The sequence below is a fragment of the Thalassospira lucentensis genome (assembly GCF_050516545.1).
In the GTDB taxonomy this organism is placed as follows: domain Bacteria; phylum Pseudomonadota; class Alphaproteobacteria; order Rhodospirillales; family Thalassospiraceae; genus Thalassospira; species Thalassospira lucentensis_C.
Genome location: NZ_CP191544.1, coordinates 3,807,749 through 3,823,302, shown reverse-complemented (window position 1 = coordinate 3,823,302; position 15,554 = coordinate 3,807,749). Strand labels below are relative to the sequence as shown.

At 54.3% G+C, this 15,554-nt stretch carries 18 protein-coding genes; 3 read left to right on the top strand and 15 right to left on the bottom strand.

The features are described 5' to 3' along the window. Window positions 1-15: 15 nt before the first annotated feature. Complete coding sequence (locus tag ACQ0MK_RS17535) at window positions 16-615, top strand: TetR/AcrR family transcriptional regulator (protein WP_430473695.1); 600 nt, start codon at window positions 16-18, stop codon at window positions 613-615. A gap of 107 nt (window positions 616-722) precedes the next feature. Here ACQ0MK_RS17535 and ACQ0MK_RS17530 read toward each other — a convergent pair whose 3' ends face one another. From ACQ0MK_RS17530 to ACQ0MK_RS17480, 11 genes are all read right to left on the bottom strand, one after another. Next, window positions 723-1,475: an ATP-binding cassette domain-containing protein gene (locus ACQ0MK_RS17530; protein WP_430473694.1), complete on the bottom strand. Its 753-nt coding sequence runs from the start codon at window positions 1,473-1,475 to the stop codon at window positions 723-725. A 10-nt stretch (window positions 1,476-1,485) separates the two neighbouring features. Then, window positions 1,486-2,685, bottom strand: a complete 1,200-nt coding sequence (locus ACQ0MK_RS17525) for an alanine racemase (protein WP_430473693.1) — start codon at window positions 2,683-2,685, stop codon at window positions 1,486-1,488. Between the two features lie 23 nt (window positions 2,686-2,708). Continuing rightward, window positions 2,709-3,710, bottom strand: coding sequence for an ABC transporter permease (locus ACQ0MK_RS17520; protein WP_430473692.1), 1,002 nt, complete (start codon window positions 3,708-3,710; stop codon window positions 2,709-2,711). Between the two features lie 76 nt (window positions 3,711-3,786). Continuing rightward, on the bottom strand, window positions 3,787-4,848 hold the full coding sequence (locus ACQ0MK_RS17515; RefSeq protein ID WP_430473691.1) for a substrate-binding domain-containing protein: 1,062 nt from the start codon (window positions 4,846-4,848) through the stop codon (window positions 3,787-3,789). Between the two features lie 81 nt (window positions 4,849-4,929). After that, window positions 4,930-6,204 (bottom strand): M20 family metallopeptidase, encoded by a 1,275-nt coding sequence (locus tag ACQ0MK_RS17510; RefSeq protein ID WP_430473690.1) that lies wholly within the window; start codon window positions 6,202-6,204, stop codon window positions 4,930-4,932. Further along, window positions 6,201-7,415 (bottom strand): ROK family transcriptional regulator, encoded by a 1,215-nt coding sequence (locus ACQ0MK_RS17505; RefSeq protein ID WP_430473689.1) that lies wholly within the window; start codon window positions 7,413-7,415, stop codon window positions 6,201-6,203. The genes ACQ0MK_RS17510 and ACQ0MK_RS17505 overlap by 4 nt, the downstream gene beginning before the upstream one ends. Window positions 7,416-7,601: 186 nt before the next feature. Then, the gene (locus ACQ0MK_RS17500) at window positions 7,602-8,189 is read right to left on the bottom strand and encodes a class I SAM-dependent methyltransferase (protein WP_430473688.1); all 588 of its coding nucleotides are present in this window, start codon (window positions 8,187-8,189) and stop codon (window positions 7,602-7,604) included. 179 nt (window positions 8,190-8,368) lie between these two features. Then, window positions 8,369-8,665 carry a phosphoribosylpyrophosphate synthetase gene (locus tag ACQ0MK_RS17495; protein ID WP_430473687.1) on the bottom strand — a complete coding sequence of 99 codons (297 nt, stop codon included), beginning with the start codon at window positions 8,663-8,665 and terminating at the stop codon, window positions 8,369-8,371. 68 nt (window positions 8,666-8,733) lie between these two features. Continuing rightward, window positions 8,734-9,027, bottom strand: a complete 294-nt coding sequence (locus tag ACQ0MK_RS17490) for a phosphoribosylpyrophosphate synthetase (RefSeq protein WP_430473686.1) — start codon at window positions 9,025-9,027, stop codon at window positions 8,734-8,736. A 114-nt stretch (window positions 9,028-9,141) separates the two neighbouring features. Next, complete coding sequence (locus ACQ0MK_RS17485) at window positions 9,142-9,630, bottom strand: GNAT family N-acetyltransferase (RefSeq protein WP_430473685.1); 489 nt, start codon at window positions 9,628-9,630, stop codon at window positions 9,142-9,144. A gap of 273 nt (window positions 9,631-9,903) precedes the next feature. Further along, window positions 9,904-10,644 (bottom strand): SDR family oxidoreductase, encoded by a 741-nt coding sequence (locus ACQ0MK_RS17480; RefSeq protein WP_430473684.1) that lies wholly within the window; start codon window positions 10,642-10,644, stop codon window positions 9,904-9,906. A 127-nt stretch (window positions 10,645-10,771) separates the two neighbouring features. Here ACQ0MK_RS17480 and ACQ0MK_RS17475 point away from each other — a divergent pair, with 127 nt between their 5' ends. Then, on the top strand, window positions 10,772-11,671 hold the full coding sequence (locus tag ACQ0MK_RS17475; RefSeq protein WP_430473683.1) for a LysR substrate-binding domain-containing protein: 900 nt from the start codon (window positions 10,772-10,774) through the stop codon (window positions 11,669-11,671). Window positions 11,672-11,679: 8 nt separating this feature from the next. On the opposite strand, the gene ACQ0MK_RS17470 is transcribed toward ACQ0MK_RS17475, so the two are convergent. From ACQ0MK_RS17470 to ACQ0MK_RS17460, 3 genes are all read right to left on the bottom strand, one after another. Further along, a complete protein-coding gene (locus ACQ0MK_RS17470) occupies window positions 11,680-12,186 on the bottom strand; it encodes an SRPBCC domain-containing protein (protein WP_430473682.1) in 507 nt (168 codons plus the stop codon). A gap of 144 nt (window positions 12,187-12,330) precedes the next feature. After that, entirely contained in the window at window positions 12,331-13,278 is a 948-nt protein-coding gene (locus ACQ0MK_RS17465) for a 2-hydroxyacid dehydrogenase (protein WP_430473681.1), read from the bottom strand. Window positions 13,279-13,504: 226 nt separating this feature from the next. After that, window positions 13,505-13,924: a VOC family protein gene (locus ACQ0MK_RS17460; RefSeq protein WP_430473680.1), complete on the bottom strand. Its 420-nt coding sequence runs from the start codon at window positions 13,922-13,924 to the stop codon at window positions 13,505-13,507. A 107-nt stretch (window positions 13,925-14,031) separates the two neighbouring features. On the opposite strand from ACQ0MK_RS17460, the gene ACQ0MK_RS17455 reads away from it, so the two are divergent. Further along, the gene (locus tag ACQ0MK_RS17455) at window positions 14,032-14,958 is read left to right on the top strand and encodes a LysR substrate-binding domain-containing protein (RefSeq protein WP_430473679.1); all 927 of its coding nucleotides are present in this window, start codon (window positions 14,032-14,034) and stop codon (window positions 14,956-14,958) included. Between the two features lie 42 nt (window positions 14,959-15,000). Here the strand turns inward: ACQ0MK_RS17455 and ACQ0MK_RS17450 are convergent, their stop codons facing one another. Further along, entirely contained in the window at window positions 15,001-15,477 is a 477-nt protein-coding gene (locus ACQ0MK_RS17450; RefSeq protein ID WP_430473678.1) for a DUF6314 family protein, read from the bottom strand. Window positions 15,478-15,554 lie beyond the last annotated feature (77 nt).

Below are 15,554 nucleotides of genomic sequence, written 5' to 3'. Positions count from 1 at the left end.
AATGGAGGGCTATCCGTGGCCAAAACGCGCGCCGAGAAAATGGAAGAAACCCGCATCAAACTGATTGCGGCCGGGCGCAAAGCCTTTGCCGAAAAGGGTTTTGCATCCGCATCGATGGATGAGCTGACAGCCGGTGCGGGTCTGACGCGCGGCGCGCTTTATCATAACTTTGGCGATAAGCGTGGCCTGATGGCGGCCGTGGTGGACCAGATTGATACGGAAATGGCAACCGCGGCTCAAAAGGCCGGACAGGCTGCAGGCGGTGGTTGGCAGGGTTTGATGGCTGAGGGGGCTGCTTACATTAAGCTGGCGCTTCAGCCCGAAGTGCAGCGTATTGTGCTTCTGGACGGGCCTGCTGTGCTGGGCGATCCGTCGCAATGGCCAAGTCAGAACAGATGCCTTCAGGCAACCATCGTCACCCTTGGCGAGCTTGCAGCAAAAGATGCCATCAAGCCCGTCGATATTGAAGCAATTGCCAGATTGCTGAACGGTGCAGCGCTGAATTCGGCTTTGTGGGTTGCCGCAAGTGACGACCCGCATACGACTTTTGGCAAGGCAGTCACCGCGTTTGAATGTCTTGCATCCGGCGTTTTGAAAACACCCCAGAAAGACTGATGTCGGTTTGCGGCCTGATGGTTAAAACCTTCAACCGTCTTCACGTGCATCTGCAGTCGAATGACCGCCAGATGGTTACTGGCGATCATAGGGGACTTGGGCGCAGATCAGGCCGCGTCGCTTCGCTGCAGGCCAGTGATCATGCCGATGATTTCGTTCTTATCGGTTTTGGCGGTTTCACGAATGCCGATTTGCTGACCACGGCGCAAAACGCAAATGCGATCCGCCAGACGGAAGACTTGATCAAGACTGTGGCTAATGATCAGGACACCAATATTGCGTTGTTTAAGTGACTCAACGATTTCTTCGACCTTGGCGGTTTCGGCAACGCCAAGGGCGGCGGTCGGTTCATCAAGCAGGATGACTTTCTTGGCCCAGCGCGTGGCGCGGGCAATCGCAACGCCTTGGCGTTGACCGCCCGAAAGATCGCGGATGGTGGCGTGCGGGCTTGGAATGCGAACATCAAGCTCATCGACCAGTTTCTGGGTCTCACCGATCATGGTTTTACGATCCAGCAGGCCAAACCGGTTGGTGATTTCCCGACCCAGAAACATGTTCATATAAACGCTTTGCTGATCGGCAAGGGCAAGGTCCTGATAGACGACTTCGATCCCGTGTGAGCGGGCGATATCGGAACTGGCCATTGAAACCGTTTCATCCTCGATCGTGATCGCACCGGAACTTGGCGCGTAAACACCCGAGATGATCTTGATCAGGGTCGATTTACCTGCCCCGTTATCACCAACAAGGGCAACGATTTCACCGGGATGAATATCAAGCGAGAAATTTTCAATCGCGGTGACAGCACCGAAATGCTTCTGAATGTCTTTTAAGCTTAGAACCGGTTTTTGAGTGGTCATATGAAGTCTCCTATACCGGCCAAGCGGCGGTTTCGCCAAAGCTGTTTTCGATGGTTTCAACAACCGGATCTCCGGTCGAAATACCCGAAACCCCGACCACATAGGCACGGGTGACAAAGGCCTGCCCGCGGAAGCCGAATATGGCGCTATCGCCTGGTTTCGGGGCCTTTGGACCGGTGGCGTCAATCATCGCGTAATAGTCGATCATTGACGGCGGCGGAACTTCAACCGATCGAAGGGCGCTTGCGGCCGTGGTCGGTTCATCACCAACAATCGCCTGCACGTCATAGTCGGGGAAGATCGGATCGATATAGAACCCGCCGCCAAAGCAATAAGCCTTACCACCCGACAGATGGGAAACTTCGGACAGATACAATACAGCAGGCAGTTCCGGCAGGTCTTCAACCACATGAAGCGCAGTGGTGCCATGAAGGCCATTGCCCGGTTCGCACTGGGTGGCACCGGCTTCGGCCAGACCGGCAAGAAGGGCCGATGATGTGGTGCCAGGCGCATTAATTTCGATATCAGAACGACCATGCTTTGCCAAAAGATCGGCCGCCTTGGCAAGAGTGGTCAAATTCTGGGTTGGCAGGACTTTTCGGCTGTCATGATCAAACAGAAGGGCCGGAAAAGTCGTGATGCCGGCAAAACGTCCACCATCCAGACCATCAAGGAAATTAGCGACTTCGGCAATGTCGCTTGCCGCAAAACCACCCTCATGACCGCGATAGAATGTATCGCCCTCGGCATGGATGCGGGCCAGAATATCCTGAATGTAACCGGCTTTCCTGGCGGCTGTTGCGGCCTCACGCGCCTTGGTGTCGTTAAACACGGTCCAGTAATCCGGGCGGAAACGTTTGGCAGCGGCGTCGGCCTCGAACCGGGCGACTTGCTGTAAATGACCCAGATGCCCAACGCGCAGACCGGCATTATGGGTGGCCCGCGCACAGGCCATGTCAACCGCGACCGACCGATCAATCCCGCCGCGCATCACAGCGTGGGAGAACGAGCTTGCCCGTCCGACCTGCTTGGTCATGGCGAAAATCTTAAGCCCGTGTTTGTCGGCTTCGGATTTCAGAACACGCGCATTGGCTTCGACCGCATCAAGATCAAGGATATAGGCATTTGCCGGAACCTTGCCTTGGCGGTGAAGGGCCATGGCGGCTTCGATGAGTTTCGGGTTGCGGCGACGCAAGACATCAAGAAACATGGTTTTGCTCCTGCTTTTTGGGCTTAGCGCGCTTTTTCGCGCAACGAGACAGCAACGGCGGCCAGAATGATCAGACCCCGGACAATCATTTGATCGGACACCGAAAGCCCCATCAGGATCAGGCCGTTATTGAGCATCCCCATCATCAGTGATCCGATCATCGCACCAATGATCGTGCCCTTACCGCCATGCAAAAGCGTTCCGCCGACAATCACGGCGGCAATCACGGTCATCAGATCGGATTCACCAAGGGTGTATTTCGCTGCCTGCAAACGCCCGGCATATAAAAGACCGGCAAGTCCCGCAAGCGCACCTGACAGGGTCAAAACGTAAAGGCGAATACGGGCAACCTTGATCCCGGAAACGCTGGCCGCACGCGGATTATCGCCGGTGGCCAGAACATGTGCGCCAAATTTTGTTTCACGGTAAATGAAATGCCCGACAGCAACGGCCAGAACTGTCCACCAGATCAGCGACGGAATCCCTAAGAAACTGCCCGATCCAAAGAAACCGGCAAAATCCAGATCCAGAACCGGGATCGACCGCAGATTGGTCATGGAGCGCGCGATACCGGCAAATAGTCCCATGGTCGCAAGGGTGACCAGAAATGATGGCAACCGGACAAAGGCAACAACCGCACCATTTAGCGCACCGGCAACAATGCCCGCCCCCATACCGGCAATGATGCCAGCGGTCATGCCATATTCATTCATCACAACCGCCGCCGACAGGGCCGATATGGCAACGATCGAACCAAAAGAAAGATCAATCTCGCCCGCGGAAAGAACAAACACCAAACCGATGGCAAGGATGGTTGCAGGGGCTGTTTGCAACACGATGTTTGAAAGGTTTCTGACCGACAGGAACCCGTTATCACCAAGGGTGATGGCAAAGAACAGGAAGATCGCCAGAAAGCCGAAATAAACGACATATTGCTGCAGATTGATCCTGCTCATGATCTGGCGGAATGAGCTGCCAGACGGTGTTGTAGCGGATGTCTGGCGACCGTTTTTTGATTGGGACATGTCAGTCACTTCCTTCGGCGGAACGGCAAAGTAAAGTGCCGGGCGATAAAGGTATCTATCGCCCGGCAATCTTGTCTTAGTTCAATGTCTTGATAACGGAATCCGGTGCATCGCGGTTCAGCGATTCTTTCCAGCCATCAAGCACATTGGACTTCTGCACCGTCAGAGCCGGGGCAACGATAAAGGCCGGGGTTTCTTGACCGAGAAGGGCCTTAAGACCGGTTGCCGCCATCGCACGGCCAAGTTCATAAGCCTTATCGGCAACAATCGCAGTAACATTGCCATCACGGACCATGTCGAGTGCGACCGGTTCGGACAGATCAAGGGTTACGATCTTGGTGTGTTTGTTGCCACTTGCACGCAGGGCCGCCAAAACGCCATCTGCCGGTTCCGCCCAGGTGACATAAATCCCGTCAAGATCCGGGTTCTGCAGCAGCATGGCCGATGCCAGTTCTTCTGCACGGGCCGGATCGGTGATGCCCTGTTCGGCAACGATTTCAATGCCGGGATAGTCTTTTTCAATCGTGGTTTTAAACGCATTGTCACGCTGATTGGTGACGTAATAGGTCGCGTCATGGAAAATCCAGCCAACTTTGCCTTTACCACCGATATCAGCGGCAAGTGCGTCTGCAGCCTGCTTGCCCATTTCAAACAGATCGTCGGTAACAATCGCGGCATAGTCGGTGCCATGTTTGTAATCCGAAGGAAGGTTCGAAAGGAAAACCAGCTTGGTATCGTTGGCAACCGCCTCGCGGAAGGCCGCAGCCGAGGTCACCGGATCAAGTGGCAGCGCCAGGATAACATCGGGTTCAGCCGTAAGCGCGGTTTCAATGTCGCTGCGCTGACGTGCGGCATCAAAACCGGCATCGGTGGTAACCGCGATTGATACACCCGCCTTGGCAAACTCATCCGTGGCACCGGCAGATACCGCATTGATGAAGTCAGACGAGGTATGCCACAGAAGTGCGGCCTTAAGACCCTTTTCCTTAAGCGAAGCAAATTCTGCGTCCGTCAGGGTGATTTCCGCACTTGGTGTTGCGGTTTCACCGTTTGGGCCGACCGTTTGGCCGTGGGCAAGGCCACTTGCCATAACGATTCCGGCAATCACACTGGTTTTAAGCAATCCCTTGATCAACATGAGCCATTCCTCTGATAGATGATGTGTTTTTTGTTGTGTCGTATGGTCTTGTTTTGGTGGTCTTGAACTGTCGCTATGTGGTTAGTCTGCGATCCCGCAATAGCGGGCCATAAAGCAGGCAAAGGCGACAATGCCTGCAAAATATTCTTCGATATCAACGCGTTCTTCGAATGTGTGGCAGTTACGAATATCGCCCGGCGCGCAATAGACCGCAGGTGTGCCAAGTTCATTGACGAAGAACGGTGTTTCCGACCAGAAAGGCGCGCCTTCGATCAAACCACGTCCGGCCATCGCACCGGCAACCGCATCGGACAGATCGCGCACTTCAGGAAGGTTCGGATCGATTTCAGCCGCCGACCCGCCCAACGCATGATCGCGTCCGGCCGGATAGCTGATCGAAACAGCGATTTCGGGGTCGGTGATTGCGCCCGTGATGACGGCTTCCATTTCGCGGGCTGCATCATCAAGACTTTCGCCCGGCAATAATTTGCGGATCAGCGAAAGTTTGCATTCTTCCGGTACCGCAATGAAGCCGCCGCCGGTCAATCCGGTGATCAGAAGGAACCCCTCGCCAATCAAATCATGATGGCCCCGGGTTTTCAGATCATCGGAATGCGCCCAAAGTGCTGACATGACGGAATGGGCGGCTTTGAGCGCATCTTTGCCAAGTTCAGGAACCCCGAAATAGGCCGATTTTCCGGTGATTTTGATGTCCGCAATATAAAAGCCGATCTGGGCGGGATAGACCGCCAGACGGGTCGGTTCGACATAGACGGTAAAGTCGGGTTTGGCGATATCACCGGTCTTGATCAGATTGGTGTAATGCTTCACCCCGGCTGATATGCCCGATCCGGGCTGACCGCTTTCTTCGTCGCCGACATAGGCAAAGGCAAGGTCACCCTTAAGGCGAATGCCCGCCGCGTCAAGAAGGCTGGCTGCGGCAAGGGATGCACAGATACCGGCCTTAAGATCGCCTGATCCCCGGCCCCAGATTTCTCCGTCAATCAAGGGTGCGCCAAACGGATCTTCGCGTTCGGTACCCTGCCAATGTTCGCGCCAGCCATCGACATGTACTGTGTCGGTGTGGCCGATAAACAAAAGTCGTTTCGAATTGTCATCGTTATCGGATGCCGCACCTTTGCGTTCGCCCCAGATGTTTGGCCGGCCCGGTTCAAATTCGGCGGTATTGATCGCTTCAACACCACGTTTTGCCATCTGTTCGGACAGATAGGTGACGAAATTGGCTTCATTACCGGTGATGCTGTGTGCGCCAATCGCGCCGCGAAACAGCGCAAGGGCATCATCGCGATCCAGAAGTGCGGCAAGTTTGGCGTGCAGATCGTTTGGCTGGGTCATTTTGTCGCTCCCTGAAGGGAGACGCTGCTGGCAGGGGGCAGCGAAATGCGACCATCGGGGGCATCGGCACCAAAGAACGTATTATGCAGATGACCAAGGCCGATGGCAGCTGCCCCGATGATTGCGGCGCGCTGATGCAGGCTGCTTGGCACGATTTCGATCGGCTGCGGGCAGATTTGCGTCATGAAGTTTTGCGTGCGGGCGAGCATTTCCGGTCGATCACCAATGGATCCGCCGATAATGATCTTTTCCGGGTTGGCGATGGCGGCAATTGCCCCGACGCCAAAGGCAAGATAGCGCGCGGTTTCATCAAGAACCTGATTTGCAGCCTCTTCGCCGGCATTGGCGGCATCAAAGATTTCCGGGACAATGACGTCGCGTCCGGTCAGCGCCTTATAACGTTGTGCCATCCCGACCGAGGCAACAACGCGCTCATAAGCCCCGGCGCGAATAGACTCGCTGTCAAACGGATCGGCGCCGAACGGAAGGAAACCAAGTTCGCCAGCGGCATTTCCCGCCCCGCGCACCAGTTCGCCATTGACCATCAGGCCGCTGCCGATCCCGGTGCCAAGGGCGATGAAAGCAAGATTATCGATGCCCTGACCTTCCCCCAGCCAGTTTTCGCCGAGAACCGCCAGATTGACATCGTTTTCAAGCATGACATCAAAGCCAAATGCCTTTTCGAACCCGGCAAAGACATTCATCTTGTCAAACCCGGAAATGTTCGGGGCGAGCAAGACCTTGCCACTTTTCGGGTCGGGCGCGCCAGGCACGCCGATCACGGCAAGACGGATGCGGGTACGATCAATTTTCTGAGAGTCAGCAGCCTGCCAGCAAAGATTGGCGATCTGATCAATCAGATGCTGTCCACCACGCGGATCGGTCGGTGCGACCTGTTCGGCAAACACCTGACAGGCAAGATCGGCAATCGCGACCCGCACCTTGGTGCCGCCAAGATCGACGGCGGCAATAAAGGCGGCATCGGGGATCAGCTCATATGTCACCGCGGTGCGGCCAACATGGCCGGCGGTACGGCCGGTTTCCTGCACCCAGCCTGCTTCTTCAAGCTGGCGGACAATTTCGGAAATCGTTTGTTTGGACAGTCCGGTTTGCTTGGCAATCGATGCACGCGATATCGGGCCATTCTGGACGATGGCCTCCATCACTGCACGTTGGGAAAACTTCCGGGAAATGCGCAAAGTTTCGCTCACCGGCCTCTCCTGATGATCTGATTATTATTCGGTTTATTTAATTCGTTCAGTTACCGAACTATCTATATCAGAAGAAACTCTGTCAAGCGTGATATGCGGGTAATTTGCGTGTTTTGAGCTTTTACCAAGGATAAACATGGGGGGAGGTGGGTATTGAATGCCGGTTAGTGAATTGAAAAAACGCGGTTATGCGGTCTGTCGATCGCAGCCGCGATTTTGTCGTTCAATCTTGTAAACCGAAGATGGCGGCATGTTGCGCACCGTGGTTCCGATGCGGGTTGCACGTAAATCAAGACGGGCCAGAATGGCCGATGGCACCGGGCAACGCGGGCCGTAGGTAAATTGATAAAACGCCCCGTCGTCGCGCAAATAGCCAAATGTGCCACCCAGGATGCCCATGATCTGACGCGGTGACATTGACAGCAATGGCAGGCCGCTGATCGCGCTTGAAAGTTCGCCGCGGCCGAACAGGTTTTTGCCGCCCAACCGTGCGGCATCCATCTGAAGGATGCGGGCCTTTGGATAACGGTCGGCCAGCAAGCTTGAAAAATAGGGGCCGGTTTCGATCAGGGTCAGATCATCCTGACGTAAACCACGATCAAGTAGCGCACGGGTAAACACCCCGGTTCCCGGACCAAGTTCAAGGATTGGGGTGCTGGATTCAGTGACTTCTGATGTGATCAGGCGGGCCAAAGCCGGGCTTGAGGGCGAAATGGCCGAAACCTTTCTCGGATCAGTGACCCAAGCGCGAAAAAACGGCAAAAGATCCGACATATGCGTGTCTGCCCCAATTCAAGATGTATGTGCTTCCAAGCAAGAAGCTATCGATCCTTTATGTCGTGACAGGCGCTTATTTGTGTTCATTTTGCGAAATTGGTTCTGATCACGCACATATCATCGTCAGATGATTGCGCCCAAGCCCCTGCCAATTTCCGGGTTTCGTCAAAGCGCGGTCAGCCGTGCTGGTTCTGGCGCAGGGTATCAATCAGACTTGCTTCTTGCGGATCTGCATGGAAGCTGTTGGGAATGATCATCACACCTTTGGTGCCGTCTTTGGCCTCGATCATATAAAGGGTGGCGTCATCGCCGGGATCGGTGCCGTTATCGGTACTGGTGGAATGGACCAGACGCAATTCATCGGGGGTGTAAAGATGGCCTGTGCCGTTGCTTCGCACGCCATCCTGTTCACACATGAAGTGATGCTCAAATCCGTGTTCTTTGGCGTTTGCCTGAAGATCAGCCAATGTCATTTGGTCCTCCTTAATCGAAATTCCGTCGATACAGGAAAAACGCCGGACCATAGAACTTGTTCCAAAGATCAGGAATGTTTGCGCCGCAAATGATCGACAAGGTCGGCTTTGTTACGGTCGGTATGGAAGCTGTCAGGAACAATCAACATGCCGCGTGTGCCGTCTTTGGCCTCTATCATGTAAAGGGTGGCGTCATCGCCCGGATCCGTGCCGCTATCGACAGAACTGGAATCGATGATGGTCAGATCATCGGCGTGATATTGCGCCTGTTTTCCGTCGCACATCACGTGATTGTCGGATGCGCTGAAAATATGGGAAAAACCCCGGGTTTTGGCCATATCCTGCAAGTCGGATAAATTCATGGTGAACCTCCGTCTGTATGTTTTGCCAAGATCGTCGTGATCAGAGTGCCATATTGGCCCCACAACATGGTTGCATGAAGGCAAAGCGCGCACCGGGGTTTAACGCAAGGGGCTTTATGCCGGATCAAGTGCCAGTTTCATGCCTTCGTGGCTGGCAACAAAGCCAAGCCGTTCATAGAACCGATGGGCATCTTTGCGGGTTTTATCGGTGGTGAATTGCACCAGCACAGCACCAAGTGATTTCGAAATCGAAATGGATTGGGTAATCAGCTGCTCGCCAATCTTCTGTCCGCGTACTGTGCTTGAAACCCGTACCCCTTCGATCTGGGCACGTAATTGCCCGCGGCGCGACACACCGGCAATCAATGTTAACTGCAAACAGCCAACAACATTGTCGTTCTGACAGGCCAGAAGGTATTTGTTGGGAAGGCTTTCAGTGGATTGTGATTCCATCGCATCAAATGCCGCGTAATAGGCATCGGGCAGTGGATCGGTAAATTCTTCGCGGGTTTTGCCTTTTTCGTCGTCGGCCAAAAGGGCAACAATCGCAGGCAAATCATCGCGGGTGGCATAGCGAAAAGTCAGTGGGGCGGATTGGCTCATTTTGATCCCTTTTCAATGCGGTGGCGACACATCCGGCCTATTTTCAGATAGCTGTGACCGGGTGCGGCGCCATAATGATCCAAAGCCGTGCCATTGGGCAAGATTGCCGGGCCGATTAAGGGGTGGCAAATGGCGATGGGGCCATGATCAAAACGGCAATGATGCCGCCCCTTTAAAAAGGACGGCATCATTTGGCGGGTTGCTGTGTGGGTTTTGGTACATCCGGGCGCGGGGTAAGGGGGATGTGCCCGAACATGCCGCTTTCCTTAAAGCTTAGGCAAGGCCGCCATTGGCGCGAAGGGTCTGACCATCGACCCAACCGGAATCAGGTCCCGCCAGGAAGGAAACCACACCGGCAATATCATCAGGCTGACCAAGGCGTTCAAGCGGTGGCATTTTGGCAAACTGGGCAACCTGTTCGTCGGTTTTACCATTTAAGAACAACTCGGTTGCGACCGGGCCCGGTGCGACGGCATTGACCGTGATCTGACGGCCGCGCAGTTCTTTGGCATAGACGCCTGTCATCGCCTCGACCGCGGCCTTGGTTGCGTTATAGACCGCATAGCCCGGCAGTTTCAGATGCAGCGCCGTGGTGGAAAAATTGATCACCCGGCCATGATCGCGCAGATGTTTGGCCCCTTCGCGCAGCATGTTAAATGTGCCGCGCACATTGATATCCATCATCGCGTCAAAGGTGGCGTCATCCATCTCGGCAATCGGCTGGGTGGTCATGACACCGGCATTGTTCACAATGACATCAACACCGCCAAATTCGGTAATCGTCTTGTCAAACAGGGCCGTTACCGCATCGGGGCGCGCAATGTCGGCCTTAATGGCGATTGCCTTATGGCCTTGTGATTTCAGCTCATTGGCAAGTTCTTCGGCCGCATTCGCCGAATTGGCATAGTTGATGACAACCGCAAATCCGTCGGTCGCCAAACGTTTGGCAAGGGCAACACCAATACCGCGCGATGCGCCGGTGATGATGGCGGTTCTGTTTTCATTGGTAGACATGAACAGTCTCCTTGGTCTGGGTGAAAGGCTTTAAAGGCGATGAGCCGACTATGACCCGGATGACTTTTCGGATAATTAGCCTATATTCGAATTAACTGTTCGAATTTGAATAACAATGAAGGCGCTTATGGATCGATTTGAAGAAATGCGCAATTTCGTCCGGGTGGTAGAGCGCAAAAGCTTTACCAAGGCGGCCGGTGATCTTTTGATCCCGCGCGCAACCATGACCAATTCGATCCAGCGGCTTGAAGACCGGTTGGGCACAAGATTGCTTGAGCGCACGACCCGCACGGTCAACCCGACCCGTGATGGCGATGCCTATTACACACGGTGCGTGCGGATTTTGGCCGAACTTGAAGAAGCCGACGGTATTTTTACCAAAACCGATCCCAAGGGGCTTTTGCGGGTAAACCTTCAGGGCACATTGGCCCGGACCTTTGTCGTGCCGGCTTTGCCGGATTTCAAACAGCGCTATCCGGGGATTGATCTTGTGCTGGCCGACGGGGATCGCTTTGTCGATCTGGTGCATGAAGGGTTTGATTGCGTTCTGCGAAGCGGGGAACTGGCCGATTCATCAATGATTCAGCGCCGGTTGGCCCTGTTGCATGAGGCAACCATTGTCAGCCCGGATTATCTGGCCCGGTTTGGCACACCTAAAACCCTGGATGATCTGATAAGCCAAGGCCATCAGATGGTCAGCTTTCTTTCGGGAGCCGATGACAAACCGATCCCGCTTGATTTCACTGTTGACGGCAAAATTCGCGAAATCACCCTGCCGAGTAGCATTTCAGTGACCGGGGCGGATACCTATGCCGCCTGTGCGGCGGCCGGGCTTGGCCTGATTCAAGTGCCGCGTTATCGCGTCACGGATGATTTGAAATCCGGGCGTTTGGTGGAAATATTGGCCGATTTCCCGCCCGATCCGATGCCGGTATCCGTCCTGTATCCGCAAAACCGACAGCTTTCCGTACGTGTGCGGGTGTTTGTCGATTGGGTGGCGGATGTTCTGGCCAAAGCGGATATCTAGCGCAGAAATCAGGTCGGGTTTTCAAGGGTCGAAAGCATTTTGACCCGGTTTCGTAACGACACCAGATGGGCCTGCCAATAATGGGTCATCATTGGTTTGAACCGGTTGTCGTTAAGCCCGTTGCGGCCCGGATGGGCGGCGGAGAGTTTTTCAAGGCCGAGATGTTCAAGCGTGATGCGGGTATAATCGCCCAATCCGCTAAACCGGATATCAACGATTGTAACCGGTTCGTTGGCATCGGCCATTGGCCAGCGCCATTCAAACGACAGTCGGGTGCCCGGTTCCCACTTGGTCACTTTTCCGGCCTCGACCACGAAATCAGGATGGCGTTTATCGACTTCCTGCAGGGTGCGGATGCCATCCTTTTCGCCAAATTGCATGATGCCCGGACGGTTGCCGATCAAACGGTTGCGCGGGCCCGCTTTCCACCAAAGATCAATGTCATTGGTGAAACGATCAAACGCAGTTTGGGCATCGCAATCGACGCGCAGGGCAACAAAGGTTTTGGCCGACATCGGAAATCCTGTCTGAACACGTGCCTATGAGCAAGGCTGTGCTTGTTCTTTTCAGAAACAAGATCACGCGACAAGCAAAACCCGCAGGGGTCATATGATTTAATCCATGGCGGCAATTTGCCAGGGAATGGCGCGGGTCAGACCCTAATAGCCGATTTGGCGATCAACCAGCCCGCGCGGGGCTTCGCCGTTGCCGATGCGCACAATGTTATCTGCGATTTGATCGGCTGATTCTTCAAACCGGGTGGCCGCGGCAATATGCGGGGTGATGCGGATTTTTGGATGATCCCAGAACGGATGGCTTTCGGGCAGCGGTTCGGTCACCGCAACATCCAAAAACGCACCGCGCAAATGCCCGGTATCAAGGGCGCGGAGCAAATCGGCCTCGGTAATCATTGCGCCGCGTGCGGCGTTAATGATCGCAGCCCCCTTGGGTAGGAAAGAAAACGTGGTGCTGTTTAGCACATTTTCCGTTTCCGGGGTGCGCGGCAGCAAGCAAATCAGGATATCGGACTGGCCCAAAAATTCGGCCAGTGTTTCTTGCCCGGCATAGGTTGAAATGCCGTCAATTACCTTCATTGACCGGCTCCAGCCTGAAACCGAAAAGCCAAGGTTTGCCAAGGAAGTCGCAACCGCAGCGCCAAGTGCGCCAAGCCCCATTACCCCGACCCGGCATCTGGCAATGCGTGCAACATCATGCTGCACCCAGGTCGCCTTCGCTTGTTGGGCGCTATAGACGTCAAAATCGCGCATGAAGTGAAGCGCTGCATAAAGATGATATTGCACCATCTGATCGGCCATCCCGGCATCTTCAAGGCGAATAACCGGAAGATGGCTTGGCAGACTGGGCGAAGACACAACATGATCCACCCCGGCCCCCAGCGAGAAAATGGCTTTGAGATTGGTCAGTGTTTTGATCATGCCCTGGGGCTGTTTCCAGAACATGGCATAGTCAATCGTTTCAGGATCGTAATTTTCATCACCCGTGACGATATTTGCCTCAGGCAGCCGTTCAACCAGCGCTTTTTTCCAAATGGCGTCATCGCCTGCTGCGGAAATAAGGATATTGGGCGTGGCATTAACGGTTGGCATGGGGCTTTCTCCTGAGCGCGGGACATATTGGCAAAGTGGCAATGTAGCAAGCTGGTAGATGTCTGTAACCGATTACGTAAGGCATCCATCACGATAAACGCGCCAGATCGCAAAGCGTTCCTTTGCATATGCTGGCGCGTTTATGGATTGCAGGGTTTAGGGCCATGACCTTCGTTGGCTTGGTTCCGCAATTACGATCAATCAAACCAATGTTCAAATCGTTCGATTAATGGGCAAAGATCATTGCCGGATCGCGGAATGTCTTAAACTCCAACCCGTTGCCAGCCGGGTCTTCGACAAAGAAGGTTCCCTGCTCGCCGGGTTCACCTTCAAAGCGGATTTTCGGGTTCAGCAGGAATTTAACCCCGGCCTTTTTCAAACGATCGGCCAGATCATGCCATACATCCCATTCCAGAACCGCGCCGAAATGCGGGATTGGCACCGCATCGCCGTCAACCGTGCCCGAACCGGCATTCTGTCCGGCATCTTTGCGCACATGGGCCGATAACTGATGACCAAAGAAATCAAAATCAATCCATGCCTCGGTGGAGCGACCTTCGTCACAGCCCAGAATATCGATATAAAACGCACGTGTGTCGGCGATCGATTTGATCGGGAAGGCCAGATGGAACGGGGGTAAGGACATGGTGATCTCCAATTAATCTAATGCTTATTGTTGGAAACAGTCTAAACCGGCATAATATGGCGGACAAAATCAGAAGTTCTTAAGTTATTAATAGGAAATCTATTGTAATGGCGCTGCGCCCAACCACTCCGCCGCTTAATGCCCTGCGCGCCTTTGAGGCCGCGGCACGCTTGGGCAGTTTCGCCCGTGCGGCGGATGAACTGTCGGTCACGGCCGGGGCGATCAGCCAACAGGTCGCCAATCTTGAAGCCAGCCTTGGCATGGCACTGTTTGATCGTAATGGGCCAAAGCTTAGTCTGCGCGAAGCAGGTCGGGCCTATTTGCCTAGCTTGCGCCATGCCTTGGACGAGATCGAAGCCGCCACCCTTAATCTCGTCACCCATGGCGCGGGCGAACGTCGATTGGTGATTGGCGCCCTGCATACGCTGGCCAGCTCGTGGCTGATTCCCAGATTAAATCGGTTTCAAAACGAACACCCGGATATCCGTCCGGTGATCGAGACACTGTCACTTAATTTCGCCACCCCGGATCGCAGCCCCGACCTTGGCGCGAAGCAACTTGATGTCGGACTTTATTTTGGCGATGGCAGCTGGACAGGGGTGCGATCTGATAAAATTCTTGATGAAATTCAGGTGGTTGTCGCCAAGCCGGGATATGTTGGCGCGGCTGAGAAAACCGATCTAAACGGGCTTGTCTCCAATCACCCACGGCTTGTCCATACCACCCGGCCCAAAGCATGGCACAGCTGGGCGCAAGCCAACGGGGTTACGGTCGCCGGTAGCCCCGGACCGGGGTTTGAGCATTTCTTTATGTTGATCGAGGCCGCCAAGGCCGGGATGGGCATTGCCCTTTTGCCGCGTGTTTTGATCGAAGGCCAATTGGCCGAGGGCAGCTTGGAAATCATTAGTGATGCGGCGCTTACAAGCCCCGGTGCCTATTACCTGATCACGCCGGAAAACCGGATTAATGTCCCGGAAGTCACCGCTTTTCGCGACTGGATTTTGCGTGAGGCATCTGTAGGCGTTGATATGTAAATGTAACCCAATGCATTGATATAAGACGATATATGGCGGGAATTACGTGCCCTGCTTACGGCGATAAATGCTGTGAAGCATATGGTCTTTCTTCGGGCCTGTGATTTTTATTTTAGTTTCGAAATGACCGTCATTCTGCCAGATCATGCAGTGATGATAAAAATCATCCCCGCACGGATGAATGTCGCGTGCACAAAGCCCCTCATCGGCATCTTCACCAAATTGCAGCATGACATAGCGATTGCCAAACCCTATTGGATCGCGAAACAGAAGCTCAATCGCGCCCGGGTTTTCATGCAAGACAAAGTCATATTCGCGGTAGCCATCAAACCGCGTCCCATCCGGACGGGTCAAAAACCCTTCCTCGCGATAGCGCAGCATATTGAGTTTGTCTGGCTCAGCAGCTTGAAACGTCACATCCCCGACAAACCGGCCAACGTCACCCAAATCACGGCTCAGCGACCAGCCACCAATCAGGGCAGCAAAAATGTCAGAGGCGGTTGGGGTGATCGTGTTCATGACTGGCTTGGCATGTGATGACAGGGATAAAAAAGGCAGGATCGCGATGCGTTATCCTGCCTTTTGCTTGATTTGAT